This is a genomic window from Ruegeria sp. SCP11 (genome assembly GCF_040329455.1).
In the GTDB taxonomy this organism is placed as follows: Bacteria; Pseudomonadota; Alphaproteobacteria; order Rhodobacterales; family Rhodobacteraceae; genus Ruegeria; species Ruegeria atlantica_E.
The window spans coordinates 113006-136603 of sequence record NZ_JBDZYG010000012.1 but is presented as its reverse complement, the minus strand read 5'-3'; the positions used below and the strand labels follow the sequence as shown (position 1 = coordinate 136603).

The following is a 23598-nucleotide window of genomic DNA, read 5'->3' as shown; positions in this document are numbered from 1 at the left end:
ACCCTTGTGAACGGAACCGGGGCGTTTTATGCGCGCCCCGGTTCTTTTTGACTCCACTCACTGCCATCCCCACGGAGTTCTCATGGCACTATCCTGGCTGTTGCTTATCCTGCTTGCGCTGGCAGTGATCGGATATTTCACGGGTCGGTCCCGTGCGCTGGCAAGTGCGGGTGGTGACGCCCGCGATTTGCATTCGCTGCCGTCTTACTATGGCTACAACGTTGCTTTGACGGCGCTTGTTCCGGCTTTGGGTGTGTTGATCGTCTGGCTCTTGGTTCAACCAATGATCGTGAACAGCACGGTATCCGGCCTTATCCCAGATCAGGCTATCCCTGAAGGCTCGGATCGTGGCCTCATAATGAGTGAAGTTCGGCGCGTGGCCAACGGTTTGAATGGCGCCATTGCTACCGGAGCCTTGACCGAGGCTCAGGCACAGAACGCGAACGCGAATATTGATGAACTGACGGCAGCGCTTAAAGGTGCGGGGCAGGTTCTGACGCAAGACGTTACCCAGCCAATTCTGATCGCGGCGCAGAAATACCGCAGCATGACCGGGACCGGGTCGGTGGCGATGCAGGTTGTCGTGCTGGCGTTGGCCCTGTTGGGTGCAGCATTCGCCTATATTCGCACGCACAAAGAATTCCGCGCGCGCAACGTGGTTGAACAGGGCGTTCTGGCCTTGCTTCTGCTTGCGGCATCCATCGCGATCCTGACCACCGTCGGCATCGTCTTGTCGATGCTGTTCGAGACGATGAACTTCTTCCAACTGCACTCGTGGAAAGATTTTTTCTTCGGCTCGACTTGGGCGCCGAATTTTCGTGGAGGCAGTGAGCTGTCGATCCTGCCTTTGCTGTGGGGTACGCTTTATATCTCCTTGATTGCGCTGTTGGTGGCCGTTCCTATCGGCCTGTTTGCCGCAATCTACCTGTCCGAGTATGCATCCGGTGCCACCCGTTCGTTGGCCAAACCTTTGCTGGAGATCCTGGCCGGTATTCCGACCATCGTTTATGGTCTTTTTGCCCTGCTGACCGTGGGTCCGGCGCTGGTGTCCATGTTCGGCAACGGAGGCGCGCTTGGGCTGGGTTGGATGGCCAGCTCTAACGCGGTGCTGACGGCTGGTCTGGTCATGGGTATCATGCTGATCCCGTTCGTGTCGTCGCTGTCAGATGACATCATCAACGCGGTACCGCAGTCGATGCGCGACGGCTCATTGGGTCTGGGTGCGACCAAATCCGAGACAGTGCGCCAGGTGGTTCTGCCCGCCGCGCTACCGGGCATCGTTGGTGCGATCCTGCTGGCTGCAAGCCGCGCCATTGGTGAAACCATGATCGTGGTGATGGCCGCCGGTGCCATCGCCAAGTTCTCGGGCAACCCCTTCGAGGCAATGACCACCATCACTACACGGATCGTCAGCCAGTTGACCGGTGATACGGACTTTGCCAGCCCTGAAACGCTGGTCGCCTTCGCGCTGGGTCTGACCCTGTTCGTTATCACTCTGGGGCTGAACATCTTTGCCCTCTACATCGTACGCAAATACCGGGAGCAGTACGAATGACCGATATTTCCCAATCCCCTGCCACTGCTCCTGCTGCGAAGCCCAAAAACGGATCGCTGTTCGAGAAAGACGCACGCACCAAGCGCCGCAACGCGGCCGAAGGCCGGTTCAAGGTGTACGGCATCGCTGCCATCGGCATTGGCCTGCTGATGCTGATCGTTCTGGTCACTAATATCGTGACCGCTGGTCTGGGTGCGTTCCAGCAAAGCTTTATTGAGCTGAATGTCGAGCTGAGAGAAGACAAGCTGGACAAAAAAGGCAACCGGAACATCGAAGACATCAAGAAGGTGTCAACCTTCGGCTACGCTCCCCTCATTGCGTCTGCTTTAGAAAATGAAGTTGCGGAGTTGGGCATCCAGACCGACTTGTCGCCCAAGGACATGGGCAAAATCCTGTCCAAGGCGGCTCAGGCTGAGCTGAGGAACTATGTCATCTCAAATCCGGATGAAATTGGCAAAACCGTCAGCTTTCGTTTCTTGGTCAACAGCCGTGTTGATGGATACATGAAGGGCCGAGTGACCCGTGAGTCCATCGCCAACGACAAGAGCATCACCACAGAGCAGTTGGACTTCGTCGATCAACTGCGTGACGCGGGCGTGCTTTACAAAGCCTTCAACCCGGCCTTCATCTTTGGCGCAGACGCATCCGACCAACGGCCAGAAGCCGCGGGTATCGGTGTTTCGATGCTTGGGTCACTGTTCATGATGTTCGTGGTGCTGGTACTGGCTTTGCCGATTGGCGTGGCGGCCTCGATCTACCTTGAGGAATTCGCTCCGCAGAACCGGCTGACCGATATAATCGAGGTGAACATTTCGAACCTGGCCGCAGTTCCGTCCATCGTGTTCGGCATTCTGGGTCTGGCAGTGTTCATCAACTATATGCACTTGCCGACTTCGGCCCCGCTGGTCGGCGGTCTGGTGCTGACGCTGATGACCTTGCCAACCATCATCATCTCGACCCGCGCGTCGCTGAAGGCGGTGCCGCCGTCGATCCGCGATGCCGCGCTTGGGGTAGGGGCCTCGAAAATGCAGGCTGTGTTCCATCACGTTTTGCCGCTGGCCGCGCCTGGCATCCTGACGGGCACCATCATTGGCCTGGCGCAAGCGCTGGGAGAAACCGCACCGCTGTTGCTGATCGGGATGGTGGGCTTTATCGCTTCGAACCCGCCTGACGGGATAGTCGCAGGCTTCTTGTCACCAAACTCGGCTATGCCTGCGCAGATTTACGAATGGTCCAAGCGCGCCGACCCCGCCTTTTATGAACGTGCATGGGGGGGCATCATCATCCTGTTGATCTTCCTCGTGACAATGAACACCATCGCGGTACTCCTACGCCGCCGCTTTGAACGCCGCTGGTAAGAGGGGCTATTATGAACGACATGACACGATTGGAGAGAACCGTGGACTCCAAAGAAATCAAGATCGCCGCGAACAACGTGCAAGTCTATTATGGCGACACCCATGCCATCAAAGACGTGGATGTGGAGATTGAAGACAAGACCGTCACGGCTTTCATCGGCCCGTCGGGCTGCGGCAAGTCCACCTTCCTGCGCTGCCTGAACCGGATGAACGACACGATCGACATCTGCCGGGTTCAGGGTGATATCCTGCTGGACGGCGAAGACATCTACGACAAGCGCGTCGACCCGGTGCAGTTGCGCGCCAAGGTCGGAATGGTGTTCCAGAAGCCCAACCCGTTTCCGAAGTCGATCTATGACAACGTGGCCTATGGCCCCCGTATCCACGGCCTTGCTAAGAACAAGGCGGAACTAGATGAGATCGTTGAGAAATCCCTGCGTCGCGGCGCCATCTGGGATGAGGTGAAAGACCGCCTGGACGCCCCCGGCACCGGCTTGTCCGGCGGTCAGCAACAGCGTCTGTGCATTGCGCGCGCTGTTGCGACTGAGCCCGAAGTTCTGCTGATGGACGAGCCGTGCTCGGCCCTGGACCCGATTGCGACCGCGCAGGTCGAAGAACTGATCGACGAACTGCGTTCTCGCTATTCGGTGGTGATCGTCACCCACTCGATGCAACAGGCCGCGCGGGTCAGCCAGAAAACCGCATTCTTCCACCTCGGTAACCTGGTTGAATTTGGTGAAACCGGGCAGATCTTCACAAACCCCGAAGACCCACGCACCGAAAGCTACATTACAGGCCGGATCGGCTGAGCACAGGTATTTAGACATGAGCGAACAACATATTGCATCCGCTTTCGACCGGGATCTCGAAGCCATTCAGGCCCATATCATGAAGATGGGCGGGCTGGTCGAAGCGGCCATCATGGGCGCCGCGCGGTCGCTTGAGAGCCGTGACGAAGAACTGGCTCAGCAGGTCCGCGAGGGCGACAAAGCCATCGACGCGCTGGAAGAGCTGATCGACGAAGAAACTGCCCGCCTGATCGCGTTGCGTGCACCAACAGCCAGCGATCTGCGTCTGGTTCTGTCGGTGCTGAAGGTGTCCGGTAACCTCGAGCGGATCGGGGACTATTCCAAGAATATCGCCAAGCGAACCACGGTGCTGGTCAACGCCGGTGAGATCAACGGCAGTGCCGCAGCTCTGCGCCGGATGGCGCGAGAGGTTGAGCGGATGCTGCGCGACGCGCTCGACGCCTATATTCAACGCGATGCAGAACTGGCCACCGACGTCATCAATCGGGACGAGGAAGTCGACCAGATGTATAACGGCCTGTTCCGCGAATTCCTGACCTTCATGGCCGAAGATCCGCGTAACATTTCGTCCTGTATGCACTTGCATTTCATTGCAAAAAATATCGAGCGCATGGGTGACCATGTTACCGCGATTGCCGAGCAGGTCGTGTATCTGGTCACTGGCGAGCGCCCGACCGAGGCACGTCCGAAAGCGGATATAACCTCGCATACCCCTCAGGAGATCTGATCAATGTCTGCGGATCAGCCAACCGTTCTGGTCGTTGAAGATGAACCAGCGCAGCGCGAAGTGCTGGCGTACAACCTCGAAGCGGAAGGGTTCCGCGTATCCAAGGCAGCCAGCGGCGACGAGGCCATGCTATTGGTCGATGAGGAGCACCCGGACATCATCGTGCTGGACTGGATGATGCCCAACCTCAGCGGGATTGAGGTCTGCCGTCGCTTGAAATCAAGACCGGATACGCGATCGATCCCAATCATCATGCTGTCCGCGCGCACCGAAGAAGTCGACAAGGTGCGAGGCCTGGAAACCGGCGCTGATGACTATGTGGTCAAACCTTATTCAGTAGTAGAGCTGATGGCGCGGGTACGCACGCAGCTGCGCCGGGTACGTCCTGCAACGGTTGGTCTGCGGCTGGAGTTCGACGATATTATTCTGGACTCAGAGACGCATAAGGTCAGCCGCAACAGTAAACCCCTAAAGCTCGGCCCGACCGAATTCCGTCTGCTGAGTACGTTCATGGAAAAACCTGGACGCGTCTGGAGCCGTGAACAGTTGCTCGACCGTGTTTGGGGGCGAGATATCTATGTTGATACACGTACGGTTGACGTCCATATCGGTCGTCTTCGCAAGGCACTAACGCAACATGGCGGTGACGATCCTGTTCGTACTGTGCGTGGGGCTGGATACGCATTGGGGTGAAACCGGGGCAGGGGTATGAGTTTTGCTCATAAACTGATGCAAAACTCTTACTGTTTTTTGCGGTTTGGACGGGTTAGTTTGCGGCGAAGCTGACTAAGCGGAGAAACACCATGAACGCCCCTGAAACAAAGCCCACGTTGCGGGCAAAAGACGCGCCTGACATGGGCAAGTTCGCATGGGATGACCCGTTTCGTTTATCCGATCAATTGAACGAAGACGAACGCATGATAGCTGCGAGCGCTTATGCTTACTCGCAGGAGAAGCTGCAGCCACGTGTGACCGAAGCGTTTCAAAACGAAGAAACCGATCCTGAGATTTTCCGCGAAATGGGAGAAATGGGCCTGCTCGGCACCACAATTCCCGAAGAATATGGTGGCCTTGGGGCAGGGTATGTCTCCTACGGTCTGGTTGCCCGCGAAGTTGAGCGCGTGGATTCGGGCTATCGCTCGATGATGTCGGTTCAAAGCTCACTGGTGATGTATCCTATCTACGCCTATGGCAGCGAAGAACAGCGCCGGAAATACCTGCCCAAACTGGCCAGTGGTGAGTGGATTGGGTGCTTTGGCTTGACCGAGGCCGATGCAGGCTCTGATCCAGCAGGTATGAAAACCCGGGCCGAAAAGATTGACGGCGGTTATCGTCTGACTGGCAGCAAGATGTGGATCTCGAACTCGCCAATTGCGGATGTTTTTGTTGTATGGGCCAAGTCGGATGCGCATAATGGTAAAATCCGCGGCTTTGTTCTGGACAAAGGGCTCAAGGGTTTGAGCGCTCCTAAAATTCAAAACAAGCTGAGCCTGCGCGCCTCAATCACCGGTGAAATCGTACTGGACGCTGTCGAGGTCGACGAAAGCGCGCTGTTGCCGAATGTCCAAGGTCTAAAAGGCCCGTTCGGCTGCTTGAACCGCGCGCGTTTTGGTATCAGCTGGGGCGTTATGGGGGCGGCTGAAAGCTGCTGGCACGCTGCGCGTCAATACGGGTTGGATCGTAAACAGTTCAACCGTCCGTTGGCACAGACACAATTGTACCAGCGTAAATTGGCGGACATGCAAACTGAAATCGCCTTGGGGCTACAGGCAAGTTTGCGCGTCGGGCGACTGATGGATCAAGCCGAAGCAGCTCCGGAAATGGTTTCGATCGTTAAGCGCAACAATTGTGGCAAGGCTCTGGATATCGCACGCATGTCTCGCGACATGCACGGCGGCAATGGTATATCGTTGGAGTTCCAAGTTGTTCGGCATATGATCAACCTAGAGACCGTGAACACCTATGAAGGTACGCATGACGTCCACGCACTGATCCTGGGACGGGCTCAAACGGGGTTGCAGGCGTTCTACTAGAGTTATCGTGTAATTGGTATTATGGTAAAGAAGCAATATGAATAAAACGGAAATCTAGCAATTACGTCAGCATCTTATGGTGAATACTTATTCAGTCAGATGAGACAGTAAAATGGAACTGAGCGGCAAAACTGTGGTAGTCACCGGTGCCGCTCAGGGTATCGGCAAAGGATTGGCCGTACGCTTTGCCGCTGAAGGTGCAAACGTGGTCTGCGCGGATATCGACGTAGATGGTGCTAAATCTGTAGCGCAGCAAATCAGCGGCCATGCTCTGGTCTGCGACGTTTCATGCGAAGAAGATATCAAGGCACTGATCGAAACTGTCGAGGATACGATCAACCCAATCGATCTGCTCTGCGCAAATGCCGGAATTCTTACGCTTGGCGGACTGGACGTACCTGATGAAGACTGGGATCGAATCTGGAAGATAAATGTCATGTCCCATGTCTGGACCGCGCGACATCTGGTGCCTCGAATGCTGGAACGTGGCGGCGGATACATCATGACGACAGCCTCAGCTGCCGGTTTGCTGAACCAGCCCGGCGCTGCACCATATGGGGTTACCAAACACGCGGCGGTTGGATTTGCGGAATGGTTGTCGTTGACTTACGGGCACCGAGGACTGCGGGTTTCGGTGCTGTGCCCACAGGCCGTACGGTCAGAGATGACACTCGGCCACGACGTCTCAGTCGCATCGATTGATGGAATGTTAGAGCCTGAAGATGTCGCACTGGCCTGCGTTGACGCCATTCGTAGCGAACAGTTCCTAGTGCTGCCACATCCTCAGGTTCTGGACTACATGAAGTATAAAGTCGAAGACTACGACCGTTGGTTGGCCGGTATGCGTAATCTAAATCAAACATTTATAGAAGAAAGTTAAGGTTTTCGCCGCGCTTTGCGCATTAAACCTTCCTGCGCTACGGATGCAACCAGTGTACCATCTTCCGAATATACGGACCCTCGGTTGAAGTTTCGTCCCTGCCCGCTCCACGGCGAATCCATCGAATAAAGATGCCAATTTTTAAGCTGGACTGGAGCGTGAAACCATAGCGCGTGATCCAGGCTGGCGCCATTAACCTCTCCAGTGAACCAACTGAGGCCATGCGGACGCATTCCCGATGACATCAGATACATATCGGATGCGTAGGCTAAAATTAGGTGCTGCGTTATTTGGTCAACATCAGCTGCTGCTTTCATACGAAACCAGATCTGGTTACGATCATCTGTTTTTTGGGGGGTGAATGGATTTAAGTGGTCCACTTCGCGAACTTCGATTGGCCGTTCACGCAATAGTCCGCCGCGAAGTTTTTCCGGGACCAGATCAACGTATTTGTTTCTTAACTCTTCTCGGGCTGGGTGGAATTCCGGAGCTTTAGTATGTGGCATTACATGCTGGTGGTCCCAGCCCTCATCCTGAACATGAAATGAGGCTGACATATTGAGGATTTGCTTTCCATGTTGGATTGCAACGACACGCCGGGTTGTTAACGAACCTCCATCTCGTGCTCTATCAACTTGATAAATAACAGGAATAGATGGATCTCCAGCGCGAATAAAATAAGCGTGCAAAGAGTGGCACGGCCGTCCTTCAACAGTTCGGTATGCTGCCGCAAGGGCCTGAGCGATGACTTGGCCGCCAAAAATGCGAGTAGGGGTTTCTCCACCCGATCCCGTACCTCGAAACAGGTCAACCTCGAGTCTCTCGATGGTCAAAAGGTCCAGTAGGACACGCTCTGCTTCAGTCATTTTCAGCCTCCGATCGGTCTTCTCAGGCTTGGGTAGCAGTGCTCAAAGTGTCATTCAATAATTGCCCCGAGGACAAGCGCTTTGAGTTCCGCGCGTGACGGGTACGAACTGGACGGCGAAAGTTGGGTAAAGAAGACGGAGGTCAATTCATCAACCCGGTCGATCCAGAAATATGTCGAAGCCATGCCGCCCCAACCAAAATCGCCCATCGATCCTGGTACGCGCGTTCTGCCCGGATTTATGATGACAGCACCCCCAAGGCCGAAACCTGTGCCTTCCATTGGTTGTTCGGCGAAACTCCGTGGGCCCATCGACGCAATATCGCCCGGTAAGTGATTGCAGAGCATATAATCTAAGGTTTTTGATCCTAAAAAACGGTGGCCGTTGCCCTGCCCTCGATTCCGCAGCATCTCGGCAAATCGAGAGTAATCATCGATAGTGCTGACCAGACCACCGCCGCCTGAGAATGTTGTTGCGTTTTCGAACGGTGACTCTCCGACCTGGTCAACAAGCCGAAGAGTTTCACCCCCGGTCTTTGCCGCATTCAAAGCCATCGCATCACCGGCCAGAGGAGTATAGAGAGAGGCGAAGCGATCCCCTGCCCCCGGTGGCACCGAAAATCCAGTTTCCAGCATCCCGAGTGGCTCAAAGATTTCCTGTTCGAAGAACTTATCCAGCGTCTGTCCGGAAACGACTTCGATCACACGACCGAGGACATCTATGGCGACGGAGTATTCCCACCGTGTACCGGGTTGAAAGGCCAATGGTAATCGCGACAAATCTGCGACACGATTCTCCAACGGCCCTTGGTTTGGCTTAAACATAAGGTCTTGTTCGTCCATCGCCGCAGGCAAAAGTCCCGGGTTGAACGGATAGCTGAGGCCACTGGTATGCGTCAGTAGCTGATGTAGCGTGGGTGTGGGCGCTGCCTCGGTTTGATCCAATCGCTGTGCACCCGGCACCAAGGCCTTCATATCTGAAAACTCTGGCATGAATTCAGAGATCTGCGCGTCGAGGTGAAACAGACCTCGTTCGACCAACATCATCAACGCGACTGTAGTGATTGGCTTGGTCATCGAATATATGCGCGTGATCGTGTCACGCTGAAACGGTAGGTCTTCTTCAATGCTTCTGAGTCCGCATGACTGAAAAAACACCTCGGACCCGCGGTGCTTTATCAGCAAAGAACAGCCCGCGTATTTTCGTTCATCGACATATCGCTGCATCCACGAGGAAATGCGGTGCAAGCGTGTTGAATCGAACTTGGTCATTTTTCGTAGCCCTCTGGTTCTCAGGCGGATTTTGCGAACTTCCGTGTTGAATTGACAGGGAAAACGACAGGAGCAGTACGTGACAACCGGTCTGGCTGTTACAATACGGGTGTAGCGGATTCGCTTGTCACGAGTTGGTACAGTTTTGATTGTCCAAATTCAGGAGGAGCAACATGACGCAACACATAGAATTTGTTTATGATTTCTGCAGCCCGAATGCGTTCCTTGCATATAAAACGCTGCCGACACTGGCCGATAAACACGGTGTTTCCGTGAGCTATGTTCCCGTATTGCTGTCCACGATTTTTAAGTCCACCAATAACCAGAGCCCCTTTCAGGCATTCTCGGAAAACCGCCAAAAGAGCGCCTACCTGACCCATGATCTCCACCGTTTCGCACGCGCGCGGGGCTTGAGTTTTCATATGAGCCCGCACTTTCCAATTAATACTAAATTCGCCATGCGGGGAGCCGTTTTAGCGTCCGGTAAATCATGGGAAAACGAATATATAGAGGCTATTTTTGATGCAATTTGGGTTCATGGCCAAAAGGTTGATGACCTTGGTGTTTTGACCGACATTTTGTACGAGTGCGAACTGCCAGCGCGAAAAATTCGCGAGGCGATGACCAATGTCGAGGTCAAGCAGCGCCTCAAAGAACAAACCAAAGCGGCCGTAAAGCGCGGAGTTTTTGGTGTGCCAAGCATGTTTGCAGGAACCGAGATGTTCTTTGGCAAAAACAGCATGGGAAATCTGGGCCTGGAACTGTCCAAAGCGTCTTAAGCTTCCAGTGCAGACAACCCATGCCTGGCAAACATCGGCACGTATGAGCCCAGGATAACCGCGCGTTCGGGGTCAGAAGCATTACCATCCTTTGCTCGTTTGAAAACGCCCTGTAAAATTCCTGCCATACGAAAGAAATTGAACGCTAAATAGAAACCGAAATTGTCGATTCCGGACAAGCCACGTCGCTGGCAATACTGGTCTATGAAAGCTTGATCAGATGGCAGGCCCAATCTTTCCCGGTCGATACCTTCCAGACCTCGGCCTTCGGTGCCCGGAGGCATCCGCCATTGCATGATCACTGCTGCTAGATCGGCATAAGGATGGCCAATCGTTGAGAGTTCCCAATCCAATACTCCAATGCAACGTGTTCCGCCCTGTTCGAACATCAGATTGTCGATGCGATAATCCCCATGTACCAACGTTCTTTGGCCGTCATTTTCAGGCATGGCCTGAGGTAGCGCGGAAATGAGCGCGTCCATCTCGTCAATTTGAGTGGTTTCAGAGGCGCGATATTGTTTGGTCCAACGGGCAATCTGTCGTTCAAAATAATTTCCGGACGGACCGTAATCGGACAACCCTACGGCCTCGATATCAACCGTGTGCAGCGCGGCCAGAACCCGGTTCATTTCATCCAGAACAGCGGCGCGGGTGGCGTTGGACTCGTCGGCCATTGTAGGCTCAAGAAAGACCCTGCCATCAATATGCTCCATTACGTAAAACTCGGAGCCAAGGATGCTGTCATCTTCGCAGAACAGATACATTTCAGGCACTGGCACCTTACTGTCGGCCAGAGCGGTTTGAACCCGGAATTCACGGTCAACCGCGTGCGCGGACTTCAGAAGTGTGCCGGTTGGTTTTCTGCGCAACACGTAAGCCTTGTCAGGTGTCTGCAAGTGAAACGTCGGGTTGGACTGACCGATGGAAAATTTTTCGGCCTCCAACGGGCCGTGAAACCCGGGTAAATGCGCACTCAGGTAAGCATAAACGGCTTTGATATCCAAGGTCGAATTGATCATGCTGCGCCCTCACAAGGCTTCGGCAAAGATGTTTCCGGCCGTAATGACGTTGATACCGCCTGAAACCGGGATCACCGCGCCGGTAACATAGCTGCCACCGCGACCACAAAGGAACAGCATGCAGCCCGCGATATCCTCATCGCGGCCTACGCGCCCCAAGGGGACAGTTTTCCCGACTTTCTCTCGTGTCTCTTCATCGGCAGTGGCGAACGCTGTCATGCGGGATACGAACGGCCCCGGTGCCAGAGCATTGACAGTGATGTGATACGGCGAAAACTCTTTGGCCATGATCTTGGTAAGGTGCAAAACAGCCGCTTTTGAGGCTGAATAACTGTAAGCGCCGTCGCCCATCGGCACTTCTCCCATGACCGAGCCTACATTAATCACCCGGGCCGGATCGTCGACCGAACCGGACTTCATCAGCATCGGCAGAAGTTTCTGGGTCAGGTCAAACAATCCAGCAACGTTAACTGACATGACCTTTTCCCAAGCGTCATGTGGGAACTGTCCCATTGGCGCACCCCAAGAGACACCCGAGTTATTCATAAGGATATCAAGTGCATTCGTGCGACTTCTAATCTCAGCAACCAATGCCTCAATCCCTTCACAGGTCGAAACATCTCCCCCAAAGCCTTCTGCTTGACCCGGTGCATCCAAACCGTTCAACTCCGCCGCAACGGCCTCGCACGCATCAGCCTTTCGTGAGGCGATCAGAACGCGCGCGCCCGCACGTACCAACGCCTCGGCAGCCATGCGACCAATGCCCGTTGCACCGCCTGTTACCAGCGCGGTTTTACCCTCCAAAGAGAATAGCGTGTCGGGGGTCATGATTTGCTCCTCACTATTGCCGTGCTGGCGAGACTTTCGCGCTGGCAAGGACATCTCGGTACCTGTTGGATTCTTGACAAGACATGTTGCTGGGCCAAAGCTCTTCTTGACTGAATAACAAGGATAATAGGTCGGATATGCAAGCTTTACTCAGCGTCGCACCGGGCGGACCGGAAACTCTGGAGTTGACCACCCTACCCGATCCTGAACCAGGTAGGGGCGAACTATTGGTCGGAGTTAAGGCTGCGGGTGTAAATTTCCCTGATACGCTGATCATTCAGGACCTCTACCAGATCAAACCCCCGCGCCCGTTTGCGCCGGGCGGCGAAATCGCTGGGGAAGTTCTTGCTATCGGAGATGGCGTCACGGGCTTTGAAATTGGTGATCGTGTTATGGCTTTGACTGGGCACGGAGGGTTTGCCACGCATGTGACGCTTCCCGCCGCAACAGCCATAAAGTTTCCGGCAACCATGCCGTTCGAGGACGCAGCCTGTTTCATCTTTACCTACGGCACCTCGTATCACGCCCTGAAGGACCGCGCAGCGTTGCGGCCTGACGAGACCTTGCTGGTGCTTGGTGCCGCTGGCGGGGTTGGATCGGCTGCCGTTGAGTTGGGAAAAACCATGGGTGCGCGAGTGATCGCTGCGGTTTCCTCACAGGACAAAGCAGAATTTTGTCGGAGCTTGGGTGCTGATGAAACGCTGCTTTACGCCCAGGAAATAGACAAAGAAGGTCAGAAGACGTTTGCCAACGAAATCAAGTCACTGGCTGGCCCGCTCGGTGTAAACGTGGTCTATGATGCAGTCGGTGGAAACTATGCCGAGCCGGCTCTCCGTAGCATTGCTTGGAATGGTCGGTATCTCGTGGTTGGTTTCCCTGCGGGCATTCCTAAAATCCCGCTGAATCTGCCGCTTTTGAAGGGGTGTCAGATTGTTGGAGTTTTCTGGGGCGCATCGGTTTTTCATGATCCTGCTGGACACGAGAAAAATATCAGTGAATTGATTGGGTTGTACTGCGACTCTCAGATCAAACCGCAGATTAGTGCAAGCTATTCGCTGGATCGCGCAGGTGAAGCGCTGACCCATCGGACAAGGCGTTCCGCGCTTGGAAAAACCTTGGTCACAATGCCCGCAAAGATCTAAAGCCACTAACGAAAACGTTACCACTCGCCCCATGCGCGCGTTGTTCGGTGGACATGGCCACCCATTCGTGTTTATGAACATGTTATGTGGACAGTGAACTAATGCATAAAGCTCTGATTTTAAACGGCCCGAACCTAAATCTTCTGGGCACTCGCCAGCCCGAAGTTTATGGCAACACCACTTTAGAGATGGTGGAAAATCTATGTGTAAGCCATGGGGCCTCCATAGGTATCGAGGTTTCGTGCCTTCAATCCAACCATGAAGGTGCCCTGATCGATGCGATCCACGCAGCCAGAAGTGAACAGGATGGCATTGTTCTGAACGCGGGAGCGTTTACGCATACATCCATCGCACTTATGGACGCGATCGCTTCCGTTGAACTGCCGGTGATCGAGGTCCACCTGTCCAATATCCACGCGCGTGAATCATTCCGACACGTCTCCTATATTTCCAAAGTTGCTGTCGGTCAGATTTGCGGTTTTGGAGCCCAGGGGTATGTTTTGGCATTGGACGCTCTGTCGGCGCATCTGAAATCTGAGTCCACTGCATGAAGCTGAGCGAATACCTACATTTTCTTAGCTACACTAAAACTCTGGAAGAGCTTTGGGATGCCCATTGCCGCCAGATGGCAGAGTACGGTTTTGACCGCCTTATTTACGGCCACACGCAATTCCGCACTGAAACGTCCCTCGGAGACCCCGAGGATTTTCTCATCCTGACCAATCACGAAAAGCCTTACTTAGACGGTTTCCTGCGAGATGGTCTTTATTTTCATGCTCCGATGCTGAAATGGGCGTTGTATAACGAGGGTGCCGCCAGTTGGAGCGTCGCTCAGAATATGGTGTCCAACGGAAAACTGACAGCGCAAGAACTGCAAGTTCTTGAATTCAACAAATCACATGGAGTTGCCTGCGGCTATACCGTAAGTTTCACTTCAGTCTCGATGAGGTCAAAAGGAGCGATTTCGCTGTCTGCCGGGAATGCGACAACCCAAGCAGAAGTCGATTCAATGTGGGCCGAACACGGCGACGATATATTGTTGATGAACAATATGGCGCATCTTAAGATCCTCACCCTGCCCTACAATGCCCCTAACCGGGCTCTGACCAAACGCCAGCGAGAGGCGCTTCAATGGGTCGGAGACGGGAAAACGACTCAGGATATCGCACTGTTGATGGGGCTAACTGCGGCAACAGTTGAGAAGCATCTGCGACTCGCACGAGAATCTCTTTCGGTGGAAACCACAGCACAGGCTGTCCTGAAGGCATCATTGCAAAATCAGATGTTCGTCATGGAGGTATAAGCGTCGCAGATTGACGCCAACTTGCGTCAATTTACCCTAGGTAAGGAAATCATGACTTTCGAATCCAAGACCGTAGTTGCAAAGTGATATTGTTCCGTGAGTGGTGGCTTTAGCCAGGGAACATTTGGTTGGATCTTTGCAATAACAGGGCTCTCCAATCGCTCTGACATCTAGGCGTCTATTTGTCCGCGTCTGGTTGCCGGAAATTTGGGGGGCCTCGACCATCCCCATCATGCGGGGCCCCTCATACTCTTTCGTTGGACGCGTGAGCGTCCTTTTTCGATTCCGCCATATGCAGACCCACAAAAAAAGCCGGTCACGCATCGCGCAACCGGCTTCTGATGGTGTCCCGGGTCCTGTTGGCCCGGGAGAACCTGATTAGCCCTGAGCGGCTTTGGCAACTTCGGCTGCGAAGTCTTCTTTTTCAACAACGATGCCTTCGCCAACTTCCAGACGGATGAAGCCGGTGATGGTTGCGCCTGCCTCTTTGGCCGCTGCTTCAACGGTCAGGTCAGGGTTCACAACGAACTGCTGGTTCAGCAGGGTCGACTCGGCAACGAATTTCTTCATGCGGCCTTCGATCATCTTTTCGATCACCTGCTCCGGCTTGCCGGATTCACGGGCGATGTCCATCTGAACTTGCTTTTCCTTCTCGACAACCGTCGGGTCCATGTCCGCTTCGGACAGAGCAGCGGGGTTCACAGCTGCGATATGCATCGCAACCTGCTTGCCGATCGCTTCGTCGCCACCCGACAGAGCAACCAGAACGCCGATTTTGCCCATGCCGTTGGTGGCTGCGTTGTGGACGTAGGACACAACGGTGTCGCCCGACAGTTTAGCCATGCGGCGAACCGACATGTTTTCACCAATGGTGGCGATTTTATCGGTCAGGGTGTCTGCAACAGATTTACCACCCAGATCAGCAGCCAGCAGCGCCTCGACATTGTCGACGCCTTCAGCAGCGTAAGCGATTTTACCGACCATTTCTTGGAACTCGGCGTTTTTCGCAACAAAGTCGGTTTCCGAGTTCACCTCAACAGCAACACCGTTGCCGCCTTCGACGTGAACAGCGACCAGACCTTCGGCTGCGGTGCGGCCGGATTTCTTGGCCGCTTTGGCCAAGCCCTTGGTGCGCAGCCAGTCAACGGCTTCGTCCATGTTGCCGCCGGTTTCGGTCAGCGCTTTCTTTGCGTCCATCATGCCTGCGCCGGTCGAGTCGCGCAGTTCTTTAACCATTGCTGCTGTGATTGCCATCTTTAGGCTCTCCTCAATTCAAACGGAATTGGGGCAGGTCTACCCTGCCCCATATGTCATTTACGTGACGGGCAGCTTACGCTTCGGCTTTGGCTTCCGGTGCGGCTTCTTCTGCAACGGGCTCTTCCGCAACGACTTCTTCAACCGGTGCTTCTTCGAACGCGCCGAGGTCAACGCCTGCTGCGCCCATCTGAGCGGTCATGCCGTCCAGCGCGGCACGTGCGGCCAGATCGCAATACAGAGCGATTGCGCGCGCTGCGTCGTCGTTGCCGGGGATGATGTAGTCAACACCGTCAGGCGAGCAGTTGGTGTCGACAACAGCCACAACCGGGATACCCAGCTTGTTGGCTTCGGCGATGGCCAATGCTTCTTTCTTGACGTCGATGACGAACAGCAGATCCGGAACGCCGCCCATCTCGCGGATACCGCCCAGCGAAGCCTGTAGCTTGGACTGGTCACGCTCCATGCCCAGACGCTCTTTTTTGGTCAGGCCTTCAGCGCCCGATTCCATGGCTTCGTCGATCTGGTTCAGACGGTTGATCGACTGGGAAACGGTTTTCCAGTTGGTCAGGGTGCCGCCCAGCCAGCGGTGGTTCATGTAGTACTGAGCCGACTTTTCTGCGGCATCTGCGATTGGCTGAGCTGCCTGACGCTTGGTACCAACGAACAGAACGCGGCCACCTTTTGCGACGGTGTCGCGAACGGCCTGCAGAGCCTGGTCCAGCATCGGAACGGTCTGGGTCAGGTCCATGATGTGGATACCATTGCGCGAGCCGTAGATGAACGGGCCCATGCGGGGATTCCAACGCTGTGTCTGGTGACCAAAGTGAACGCCAGCTTCCAGCAGCTGACGCATGGTGAACTCGGGAAGAGCCATGCTATTTTCCTTTTCCGGTTTACGCCTTGGCGGGGGTGAAAGAAGCGGATGCTCCAACCGGCGGTCTTGATGAGGATGTCTCCCTCAAAAAGCCCAAACCCCGCCTGCGGGTTTGAATGGCGCGCGTATACGGCAGCAGAGTTCACCCTACAAGGGAAAAATCACCATTTTTTGTGATTTTTCACCACAAAATGTGAATATCACACCGATCTATGATAGCCGCGCCAAGCTATGCGCATGACGCACGGCTTCTTCACAATGTGCGGCCAGAGCCTTGCGGTTCGCAAAATCGCTGACCTTGGCCGGGCTGTGATAGATCAGTTCGACAGAGCCCTGCCGCCGCGCGGCAAGTGTCTTGAGCAGGTGCGGACCAAAATCCATATCGCCCCACCAGCCGTAGAACCGGGCGGGTTGGCCTTGGGGAGCGTGGAACACAACCGAAACCGGCTGCACATACATGAAATCACGCAATTCATCTGTAAAGAATGCCGCAAAAAGCGTTGTTTTAAATGGCAAAACCCTCAGGCCGTCGGTTGATGTGCCTTCTGGAAAGAACAACAGTTTGTGTCCGGCTCGCAGACGTTCCTCGAACAGTTTCGTCTGTTCGCGGGCCTTCTTACGGTCGCGCTCGATGAACACCGTCCCAGTCGCACGGGCCAGCCAGCCGATACCGGGCCATTTCGCGACCTCGGCCTTGGATACGAAATAAACGCGTTTCCGCGCGTTCAAGGCGAAGATGTCCAGCCAAGAGGTGTGGTTCGCGACAACTGCACCGCGCTCCTGCATCAATGTACCCGAGGTCCGAAATCCCATTCCGAGAATTCGGAACGCGTTGCGGCAGACAAATTGAGTTATGAAAGGTGTGACGGGGCGGCGGACACCGAATAATGGGCGTTCTAACAGGCGTAGGGTGAGCAAGACGATCAATCCGCCAAAAACCAGAACGGCCAGGGGCAGTCCGCGCAGCACAACCAGACACCAGCCAATCAATCCCAGCTCAACCGGGTCCGATGTATCCTCAGTATTCCAGAGCGGCTGGTTCACCGATTTATGCCCCACTATAAATACGTCTCTGCCGCTCGTTCATGCGGGCGGTATCGAGGATCAAACACACATCGGTCGTGTTGAAGGCGTGGTCAATGAACGCGCCCTCGCCCACGAAACCACCAAGGCGCAAATAGGCCTTGATCAGAGCCGGAACCTGCACCATCGCGGCACGGCGATTGAGGTCTTCAGGAGCAACAAGGTCCATGGGTGCAAAGACCTCGGGCTGCGCCCTCACCCGCAAGTCCGGTGGCGCTAAATGGTTGTGATGCAGCATCGACAAAGGCTGTGCCAATTCCTGGATATCCGTACCGTGAAAGCTGGCAACGCCGAACAGAACTTCGAATTCGCGCTCGGTGACATAGGCGGCCAATCCGTTCCAAAGATGATACATCGCGGTCCCGCCGCGATAGTTGGGATGCAGGCAGGATCGCCCCAGTTCCAACAGCTTGCGACCGCTTTGTTTCAGGACGGTCAGATCGTATTCATCCTCTGAGTAGAACTGCCCCAATTCTGCTGCACGTTCGCCCGGTAACAGCCTGTAAACACCAATAATTTCGTTCGTCAGGTTGTCAATTGCCAGCATGTGATCAAAGTATGGATCGAACTTGTCTTGTTCCAACCCGGCCTCGTGATCGACCATTTCTCCGCCGCCCCCCAATTCGCGGACAAACACGTCATAGCGCAGCCGTTGCACCGCGCGCAGTTCGTCCCCGGTCTCGGCGAGTTTGACGGTAAAGGAAGGGCCTGCATCCGGCATTGCTGGTTCCGTTCTTGTTTGCGCGCTGATACCGCAGTTTCCAGGGGGATGGCAACAAGAGCGGATATGCGAGGGTGTTAACCTTTCCTAAACCAGTTTCACGGATCAAAGACTGGCATCAGGGCGATGCGTGTTCCGTCAATCACCACTTTCCCCTGCTCGCGAAAGTTCACGGTGATTTTGCCTCCGATGTTGGACTGTACTTGTCCAACCCCCCAGTCAGGGAAATCGGGGTGGCGGACATACATGCCCGGTGCAAGAATAGCATTGAGGTCTGTCATGCGAGGGCTCCGGTCCGACGGCAGATGCAGCAGGAGGTACGCATGAGCGACACCACAGTCAACCTGGCCGAGTTGATCGGTTCCCGGATCTGTCACGATCTGATCAGTCCAATTGGCGCGATCACCAACGGTTTGGAACTGCTTGAGATGGTTGGCTCGATGCAAGGTCCTGAAATGGAACTGATCTCGGGCAGTGTCGGCAGCGCGGGCGCGCGTATTCGGTTTTTTCGCGTGGCTTTCGGGTCAGCCAGTGATCAGCCGTTGGGCCGGACCGAGGTGTCTGAATTGCTAAGAGATGTCGAGCGCGCGGGTCGTGTTCGCGTCAACTGGCACTTGACTGAGCCAGTGCCACGCAACCAAGTCAAACTGGCATTTCTGGCTCTGATGTGCTGCGAAAGCGCGATGCCGTTCGGAGGCGAGGTCACGATTGACCATGTTGGTGAAAACTGGACCGTCTCCGGATCGGCCGACAAGCTGAATATCGACAGTGATCTATGGAAAAATCTTCCCAAGGGACGTTTTGCCAACAAGGTCACGCCGGCACAGGTACAATTCGCCCTCCTGCCCGAGACGGCGGCTTCCCTAGGGCGGCGGGTTGCGACGGAGACAGCCTCAACCCGCGTTCTAATCCGGTTTTAAGACCGGGTCGTCCCGTTCCCGCGCACGAGATACTTGAAGCTGGTCAGCTGCGCCGCGCCCACTGGGCCTCGCGCGTGCATCTTGCCTGTGGCGATTCCGATCTCAGCGCCCATTCCAAACTCTCCGCCATCGGCGAATTGGGTTGAAGCGTTGTGCATCAGGATCGCGCTGTCCAGCCGTTCAAAGAACCGAGCGGCGGCATCCTCATCTTCGGTCATGATGCAGTCGGTATGGTTCGATCCATACTGACGGATATGCGCAATCGCCGCGTCGATGTCTGCCACCGGCTTTGCGGCGATGATGCTGTCGAGATATTCCTTGCCCCAGTCGTCGGCTGTAGCTGCAATAGTGCCCTCGACGGCCAGCGTTCCTTCAGCGTGAACCTCTACGCCCGCGGCCTGCAGAGCGGCGATAACGTCTCGCCCCAGAGTCTCGGCCACGTCCTGATGGATCAGCAGGCACTCGGCAGCGCCACAGATCCCGGTGCGCCGGTTCTTGGCATTCAGCACCACATCCAGTGTTTTCTGAGGATCGGCAGCCTTGTCGATGTAAATGTGCACGATGCCTTCCAGATGGGCAAAGACAGGAACACGAGCTTCACGCTGCACCAACCCAACCAGACCTTTGCCTCCGCGCGGGACGATGACATCGACATAGTCCGTCAGGGTCAGCAACTCCTGAACTGCGGCACGGTCTCGCGTGGGCACCAGTTGGATCGCGTCTTCGGGCAGGTTCGCGGCCTTCAGCCCCTCAACCAGACAAGCGTGAATGGCATCGGAGGAGTGAAAGCTTTCGGACCCACCGCGCAGGATCACCGCATTGCCAGATTTCAGGCAGAGCGCCCCGGCGTCCGCAGTCACATTGGGGCGGCTTTCATAGATCACACCGATCACACCCAAAGGCGTGCGTACCCGTTGGATATTCAGCCCCGAAGCCATATCCCACTCCGCCAGCACCTCGCCAACCGGATCGGCCTGATCGGCCACAGTGCGCAGCCCGTCAACCATTCCCTGAATGCGTGCTTCATCCAGCATCAGGCGGTCCATCATTGCCGGGCTTAGGCCTTTCTCACGGCCGAACTCTAGGTCCTTCTTGTTGGCCTTGATTATGTTGGCCCGGTTTTCCCAAACCGCATCAGCGGCCGCGATTAGGGCGGCGTGCTTGCGCTCGGCACTGGCAAAGGCCAGATCGGCCGAGGCCGCCTTGGCGCGTTTTCCAAGATCGGCCATCAAGGTGGGAATGCTGTCGAAATCCTTCATCTCATGTGCCTTTCGGTCGGTCTATTGGTGTTTTATCATTGCGCGTTTACAGCGCCAAATCGTCTCGGTGGATTAAAACGGCGCGACCTGGATATCCCAAAGTCGCCTCGATTTCCGACGACTTACGGCCCTTGATCGCATCCGCCTCTTGTGCGGTGTACCGGCTGAGGCCTTGCGCCAAACGTCGCGAGGCCGGGTCAAGAATGGCGACAGGATCGCCTCGACCAAAATCTCCGGTCACTTCGACAATTCCCGCAGGCAACAGGCTTTTACCGTTGCCAAGTGCCCGGGCCGCGCCTGCATCCACCACGATTTCACCGCGCGGCTTCATGGCCGAAATCCAGCGTTTCCGTGCCGCATGCGGGTCAAGTGTTGCCGTGAACCAGGTGCAGTTCGCGCCATTCTCAAGTGTTTTTAGTGGGTTCAAGGGTGAACCTTCGGTGATCGCCATGTCACATCCTGCGGCAGTAGCCATCTTAGCCGCCAGCAGTTTGGTCTTCATCCCCCCTTTTGAAAGGCCAGACCCGGCATCGCCTGCCATTTCTTCGATTTCAGGGGTGATGTTTTCGATCACATCGTACCGCGTCGCCGAGGCATCCTCATTCGGGTTGCCAGTATAGAACCCATCCACGTCCGACAGCAAAATCAACTGATCCGCACCGATTGTCACGGCAATTTGCGCCGCCAGACGGTCATTGTCTCCGTATCGGATTTCATCAGTCGCGACTGTATCATTTTCGTTGACAATCGGAACCACGCCAAGGCTCAATAACGTCTCCAAAGTGGCGCGCGAGTTCAGATAACGGCGGCGGTCGGCGCTGTCTTCCAGCGTTACCAGAACCTGAGCCGTGGTGATCTTATGCGGTGTGAGCGCTTCTTCATAGGCGCGAGCCAGTCGAATTTGTCCCACAGCAGCAGCAGCCTGAGATTTTTCGAGTGCCAATGTTTCCATTGGTAACCCCAACACTCCGCGCCCCAAAGCGATGGACCCGGACGAGACAAGAATGACATCCGTCCCCTGCCCTTTTAACCACGCTACGTCTTGCGCCAGAGAATGAAGCCAGTCCGAACGCAACAGGCCTGTATTCCCATCCACCAAGAGTGCGGATCCGATCTTGACCACCAGTCGTTTGGCGGAGGTCAGGGTTGCCACGTCTTCGTCTCCTCAACGGGCTTTTGCCGTAAGCGGTCTTCGTCGATTTGCGTACGAAGCGCTCGAAGCACTTCAGTTACGCCAAGATGGGCCACGCCCGACATAGTCATGACGGGGCCGCCGACGGCCTCTTCCAGCTCAGCCTTGGCCAGATCGCGCTCTTCATCATCCAGTGCGTCGACTTTGTTAAGCACTGTGATGCGCGGCTTTTCAGCCAATTCGCCACCATACGCTTCAAGCTCGTGGATAATAGTCCGATAGTCTTCAGCCACGGTCTCTGACGTACCATCGACCAGATGCAGCAGTACCGCGCAGCGTTCGACATGACCCAAGAAACGGTCACCAATACCGCGGCCTTCATGCGCGCCTTCGATCAGGCCGGGGATGTCGGCCACAACGAATTCCACGTTATCGACGCCCACAACGCCCAGATTGGGGTGCAGGGTCGTGAACGGATAGTCCGCAATCTTGGGCCGAGCGTTGGACGTAGCGGCCAGAAAGGTCGACTTGCCCGCATTGGGCATGCCCAACAGACCCACATCGGCGATCAGTTTCAGCCGCAACCAGATAGTGCGGTCGATCCCCGCTTGCCCCGGATTGGCGCGTCGAGGGGCCTGATTTGTCGCAGATTTGAAGTGCAGGTTGCCAAAGCCGCCATTGCCGCCTTTGGCCAGCAATACGCGCTGACCAACCTCGGTCAGGTCACAGATGACGGTTTCTTCGTCCTCATCGAGAATTTCGGTGCCCACAGGCACGCGCAGGACGATATCGTCGCCGTCCTTTCCGGTCCGTTGCTGACCACGACCGGGCTGGCCGTTCTTGGCGAAGAAGTGCTGCTGATAGCGGAAGTCGATCAGGGTGTTCAGCCCGTCCACAACCTCGGCCCAGACCGAGCCACCTTTACCGCCGTCCCCACCATCGGGTCCGCCATATTCGATGTATTTTTCGCGTCGGAAGCTGACGCAGCCGCTACCGCCGGCCCCGGACCGGATGTAGACCTTTGCAAGATCGAGAAATTTCATGTGTGTCCCCTACTGCAAAGGCCCCATCGGCCACAAGTCAGAGTTTTTTACTATAGGTCCAGGTGGGCACGTTTGCGTCGCGCGCCACCGAATAGCTTTCAGCGTCACCCAGATATTCAAACCCGCAATGGGTTAGTACCCGCGCCGAGGCCGGATTGTCCTGAAACACGCTGGCAAACATCGTCGCGTTTTCCAGCGGGTTAGCATTGACCAGTGTTTCCACCGCCAGTGACGCAATACCAGTATTCCAATAGACCGGCGCGACCCAATAGCCGACTTCGGTCTGATTGCGATCGAGACGGGTCAGCGAGATCAGGCCGATCAGCTCGGGTCCGCCATCTTTGGTGGCATCCATCGCCCATACGTCCTCGTCGCGGTCTTCGGCCATCGAACGGGTAACAAAGGCCTCAATCGAGCCGGGCGGCAAAGGATGCGGGATCGATGTCGTCATGCGCGCCACGCGCTCATCACCTGCATAATGTTCAATGAGACCCATATCCGACCGACGCAGCGGGCGCAGGTCGAACCGCTCGGTTTCAATGACCGGCTGGTTTATTATTGTCTCAAGTTTCATGAGTGCGTTCCTCCTCCGAACAACACGTAAATTATGGACGTAAAAGCAAAACCAAATAACGTCCACATCAGATATTTGCGGCCAAGACGTTCTTCAACCGCGTGGGCGATCCTTCCCTGAATCAGGGAGGGGACTATGCTTGCTGCGCTTGTCATCGGAGCCATT

At 55.5% G+C, this 23598-nt stretch carries 25 protein-coding genes; 12 read left to right on the top strand and 13 right to left on the bottom strand.

Features of this window, described 5'->3' with window-relative positions:
• The first annotated feature begins 82 nt into the window (after positions 1-82).
• From pstC to ABLN94_RS18120, 7 genes are all read left to right on the top strand, one after another.
• Positions 83-1555 (top strand): phosphate ABC transporter permease subunit PstC, encoded by a 1473-nt coding sequence (gene pstC / locus ABLN94_RS18150; protein ID WP_352995018.1) that lies wholly within the window; start codon positions 83-85, stop codon positions 1553-1555.
• Complete coding sequence (gene pstA, locus ABLN94_RS18145; protein WP_352995015.1) at positions 1552-2913, top strand: phosphate ABC transporter permease PstA; 1362 nt, start codon at positions 1552-1554, stop codon at positions 2911-2913. Before pstC ends, pstA begins: the two co-directional genes overlap by 4 nt.
• A gap of 11 nt (positions 2914-2924) precedes the next feature.
• Positions 2925-3722 (top strand): phosphate ABC transporter ATP-binding protein PstB, encoded by a 798-nt coding sequence (gene pstB, locus ABLN94_RS18140; RefSeq protein WP_170496711.1) that lies wholly within the window; start codon positions 2925-2927, stop codon positions 3720-3722.
• Positions 3723-3738: 16 nt separating this feature from the next.
• Positions 3739-4449: a phosphate signaling complex protein PhoU gene (gene phoU / locus ABLN94_RS18135; RefSeq protein ID WP_352995012.1), complete on the top strand. Its 711-nt coding sequence runs from the start codon at positions 3739-3741 to the stop codon at positions 4447-4449.
• Between the two features lie 3 nt (positions 4450-4452).
• The gene (gene phoB, locus ABLN94_RS18130) at positions 4453-5142 is read left to right on the top strand and encodes a phosphate regulon transcriptional regulator PhoB (RefSeq protein WP_170496707.1); all 690 of its coding nucleotides are present in this window, start codon (positions 4453-4455) and stop codon (positions 5140-5142) included.
• Between the two features lie 110 nt (positions 5143-5252).
• Positions 5253-6482 carry an acyl-CoA dehydrogenase gene (locus tag ABLN94_RS18125; protein ID WP_352995009.1) on the top strand — a complete coding sequence of 410 codons (1230 nt, stop codon included), beginning with the start codon at positions 5253-5255 and terminating at the stop codon, positions 6480-6482.
• Between the two features lie 112 nt (positions 6483-6594).
• On the top strand, positions 6595-7362 hold the full coding sequence (locus tag ABLN94_RS18120; RefSeq protein ID WP_352995007.1) for an SDR family oxidoreductase: 768 nt from the start codon (positions 6595-6597) through the stop codon (positions 7360-7362).
• Here the strand turns inward: ABLN94_RS18120 and ABLN94_RS18115 are convergent.
• Complete coding sequence (locus ABLN94_RS18115) at positions 7359-8228, bottom strand: acyl-CoA thioesterase (protein WP_352995004.1); 870 nt, start codon at positions 8226-8228, stop codon at positions 7359-7361. The two genes, ABLN94_RS18120 and ABLN94_RS18115, sit on opposite strands and share 4 nt — an antisense overlap.
• A 50-nt stretch (positions 8229-8278) precedes the next feature.
• Complete coding sequence (locus tag ABLN94_RS18110; RefSeq protein ID WP_352995002.1) at positions 8279-9499, bottom strand: serine hydrolase domain-containing protein; 1221 nt, start codon at positions 9497-9499, stop codon at positions 8279-8281.
• A 173-nt stretch (positions 9500-9672) separates the two neighbouring features.
• On the opposite strand from ABLN94_RS18110, the gene ABLN94_RS18105 reads away from it, so the two are divergent.
• Positions 9673-10278, top strand: coding sequence for a 2-hydroxychromene-2-carboxylate isomerase (locus ABLN94_RS18105; protein ID WP_352995001.1), 606 nt, complete (start codon positions 9673-9675; stop codon positions 10276-10278).
• Here the strand turns inward: ABLN94_RS18105 and ABLN94_RS18100 are convergent.
• The gene (locus ABLN94_RS18100; RefSeq protein WP_352994998.1) at positions 10275-11297 is read right to left on the bottom strand and encodes a phosphotransferase family protein; all 1023 of its coding nucleotides are present in this window, start codon (positions 11295-11297) and stop codon (positions 10275-10277) included. The genes ABLN94_RS18105 and ABLN94_RS18100 overlap by 4 nt on opposite strands.
• 9 nt (positions 11298-11306) lie before the next feature.
• The gene (locus tag ABLN94_RS18095) at positions 11307-12125 is read right to left on the bottom strand and encodes an SDR family oxidoreductase (RefSeq protein WP_352994995.1); all 819 of its coding nucleotides are present in this window, start codon (positions 12123-12125) and stop codon (positions 11307-11309) included.
• Between the two features lie 137 nt (positions 12126-12262).
• Here ABLN94_RS18095 and ABLN94_RS18090 point away from each other — a divergent pair, with 137 nt between their 5' ends.
• The 3 genes from ABLN94_RS18090 (at position 12263) to ABLN94_RS18080 (ending at position 14570) form a co-directional block, all read left to right on the top strand.
• Entirely contained in the window at positions 12263-13267 is a 1005-nt protein-coding gene (locus tag ABLN94_RS18090) for an NADPH:quinone oxidoreductase family protein (RefSeq protein WP_352994992.1), read from the top strand.
• 101 nt (positions 13268-13368) lie between these two features.
• The gene (gene aroQ / locus ABLN94_RS18085; protein ID WP_352994989.1) at positions 13369-13818 is read left to right on the top strand and encodes a type II 3-dehydroquinate dehydratase; all 450 of its coding nucleotides are present in this window, start codon (positions 13369-13371) and stop codon (positions 13816-13818) included.
• Positions 13815-14570, top strand: coding sequence for a helix-turn-helix transcriptional regulator (locus ABLN94_RS18080; RefSeq protein WP_352994987.1), 756 nt, complete (start codon positions 13815-13817; stop codon positions 14568-14570). The genes aroQ and ABLN94_RS18080 overlap by 4 nt, the downstream gene beginning before the upstream one ends.
• A 378-nt stretch (positions 14571-14948) precedes the next feature.
• Here ABLN94_RS18080 and tsf read toward each other — a convergent pair whose 3' ends face one another.
• The 5 genes from tsf to ABLN94_RS18055 form a co-directional block, all read right to left on the bottom strand.
• Positions 14949-15824, bottom strand: coding sequence for a translation elongation factor Ts (gene tsf / locus ABLN94_RS18075; protein WP_352994984.1), 876 nt, complete (start codon positions 15822-15824; stop codon positions 14949-14951).
• A gap of 76 nt (positions 15825-15900) precedes the next feature.
• Complete coding sequence (rpsB, locus tag ABLN94_RS18070; protein ID WP_170487642.1) at positions 15901-16701, bottom strand: 30S ribosomal protein S2; 801 nt, start codon at positions 16699-16701, stop codon at positions 15901-15903.
• Between the two features lie 210 nt (positions 16702-16911).
• Complete coding sequence (locus ABLN94_RS18065) at positions 16912-17745, bottom strand: lysophospholipid acyltransferase family protein (RefSeq protein ID WP_352994981.1); 834 nt, start codon at positions 17743-17745, stop codon at positions 16912-16914.
• 4 nt (positions 17746-17749) lie between these two features.
• Positions 17750-18505, bottom strand: coding sequence for a GNAT family N-acetyltransferase (locus ABLN94_RS18060; RefSeq protein ID WP_352994978.1), 756 nt, complete (start codon positions 18503-18505; stop codon positions 17750-17752).
• A 98-nt stretch (positions 18506-18603) separates the two neighbouring features.
• Positions 18604-18786 (bottom strand): DUF3553 domain-containing protein, encoded by a 183-nt coding sequence (locus ABLN94_RS18055; RefSeq protein ID WP_010440107.1) that lies wholly within the window; start codon positions 18784-18786, stop codon positions 18604-18606.
• A gap of 42 nt (positions 18787-18828) precedes the next feature.
• Between ABLN94_RS18055 and ABLN94_RS18050 the strand changes: the two genes are divergently transcribed.
• Positions 18829-19425, top strand: coding sequence for a histidine phosphotransferase family protein (locus ABLN94_RS18050; protein WP_352994974.1), 597 nt, complete (start codon positions 18829-18831; stop codon positions 19423-19425).
• Here ABLN94_RS18050 and ABLN94_RS18045 read toward each other — a convergent pair.
• The 4 genes from ABLN94_RS18045 to ABLN94_RS18030 are packed head-to-tail and all read right to left on the bottom strand — an operon-like array spanning position 19422 to position 23433.
• Positions 19422-20684, bottom strand: coding sequence for a glutamate-5-semialdehyde dehydrogenase (locus tag ABLN94_RS18045; RefSeq protein ID WP_352994971.1), 1263 nt, complete (start codon positions 20682-20684; stop codon positions 19422-19424). The two genes, ABLN94_RS18050 and ABLN94_RS18045, sit on opposite strands and share 4 nt — an antisense overlap.
• Positions 20685-20730: 46 nt before the next feature.
• On the bottom strand, positions 20731-21837 hold the full coding sequence (gene proB, locus ABLN94_RS18040; protein ID WP_352994968.1) for a glutamate 5-kinase: 1107 nt from the start codon (positions 21835-21837) through the stop codon (positions 20731-20733).
• The gene (gene obgE, locus ABLN94_RS18035) at positions 21825-22859 is read right to left on the bottom strand and encodes a GTPase ObgE (protein ID WP_170487635.1); all 1035 of its coding nucleotides are present in this window, start codon (positions 22857-22859) and stop codon (positions 21825-21827) included. Before obgE ends, proB begins: the two co-directional genes overlap by 13 nt.
• Before the next feature lie 37 nt (positions 22860-22896).
• Complete coding sequence (locus ABLN94_RS18030; RefSeq protein ID WP_170487633.1) at positions 22897-23433, bottom strand: GNAT family N-acetyltransferase; 537 nt, start codon at positions 23431-23433, stop codon at positions 22897-22899.
• Positions 23434-23598 lie beyond the last annotated feature (165 nt).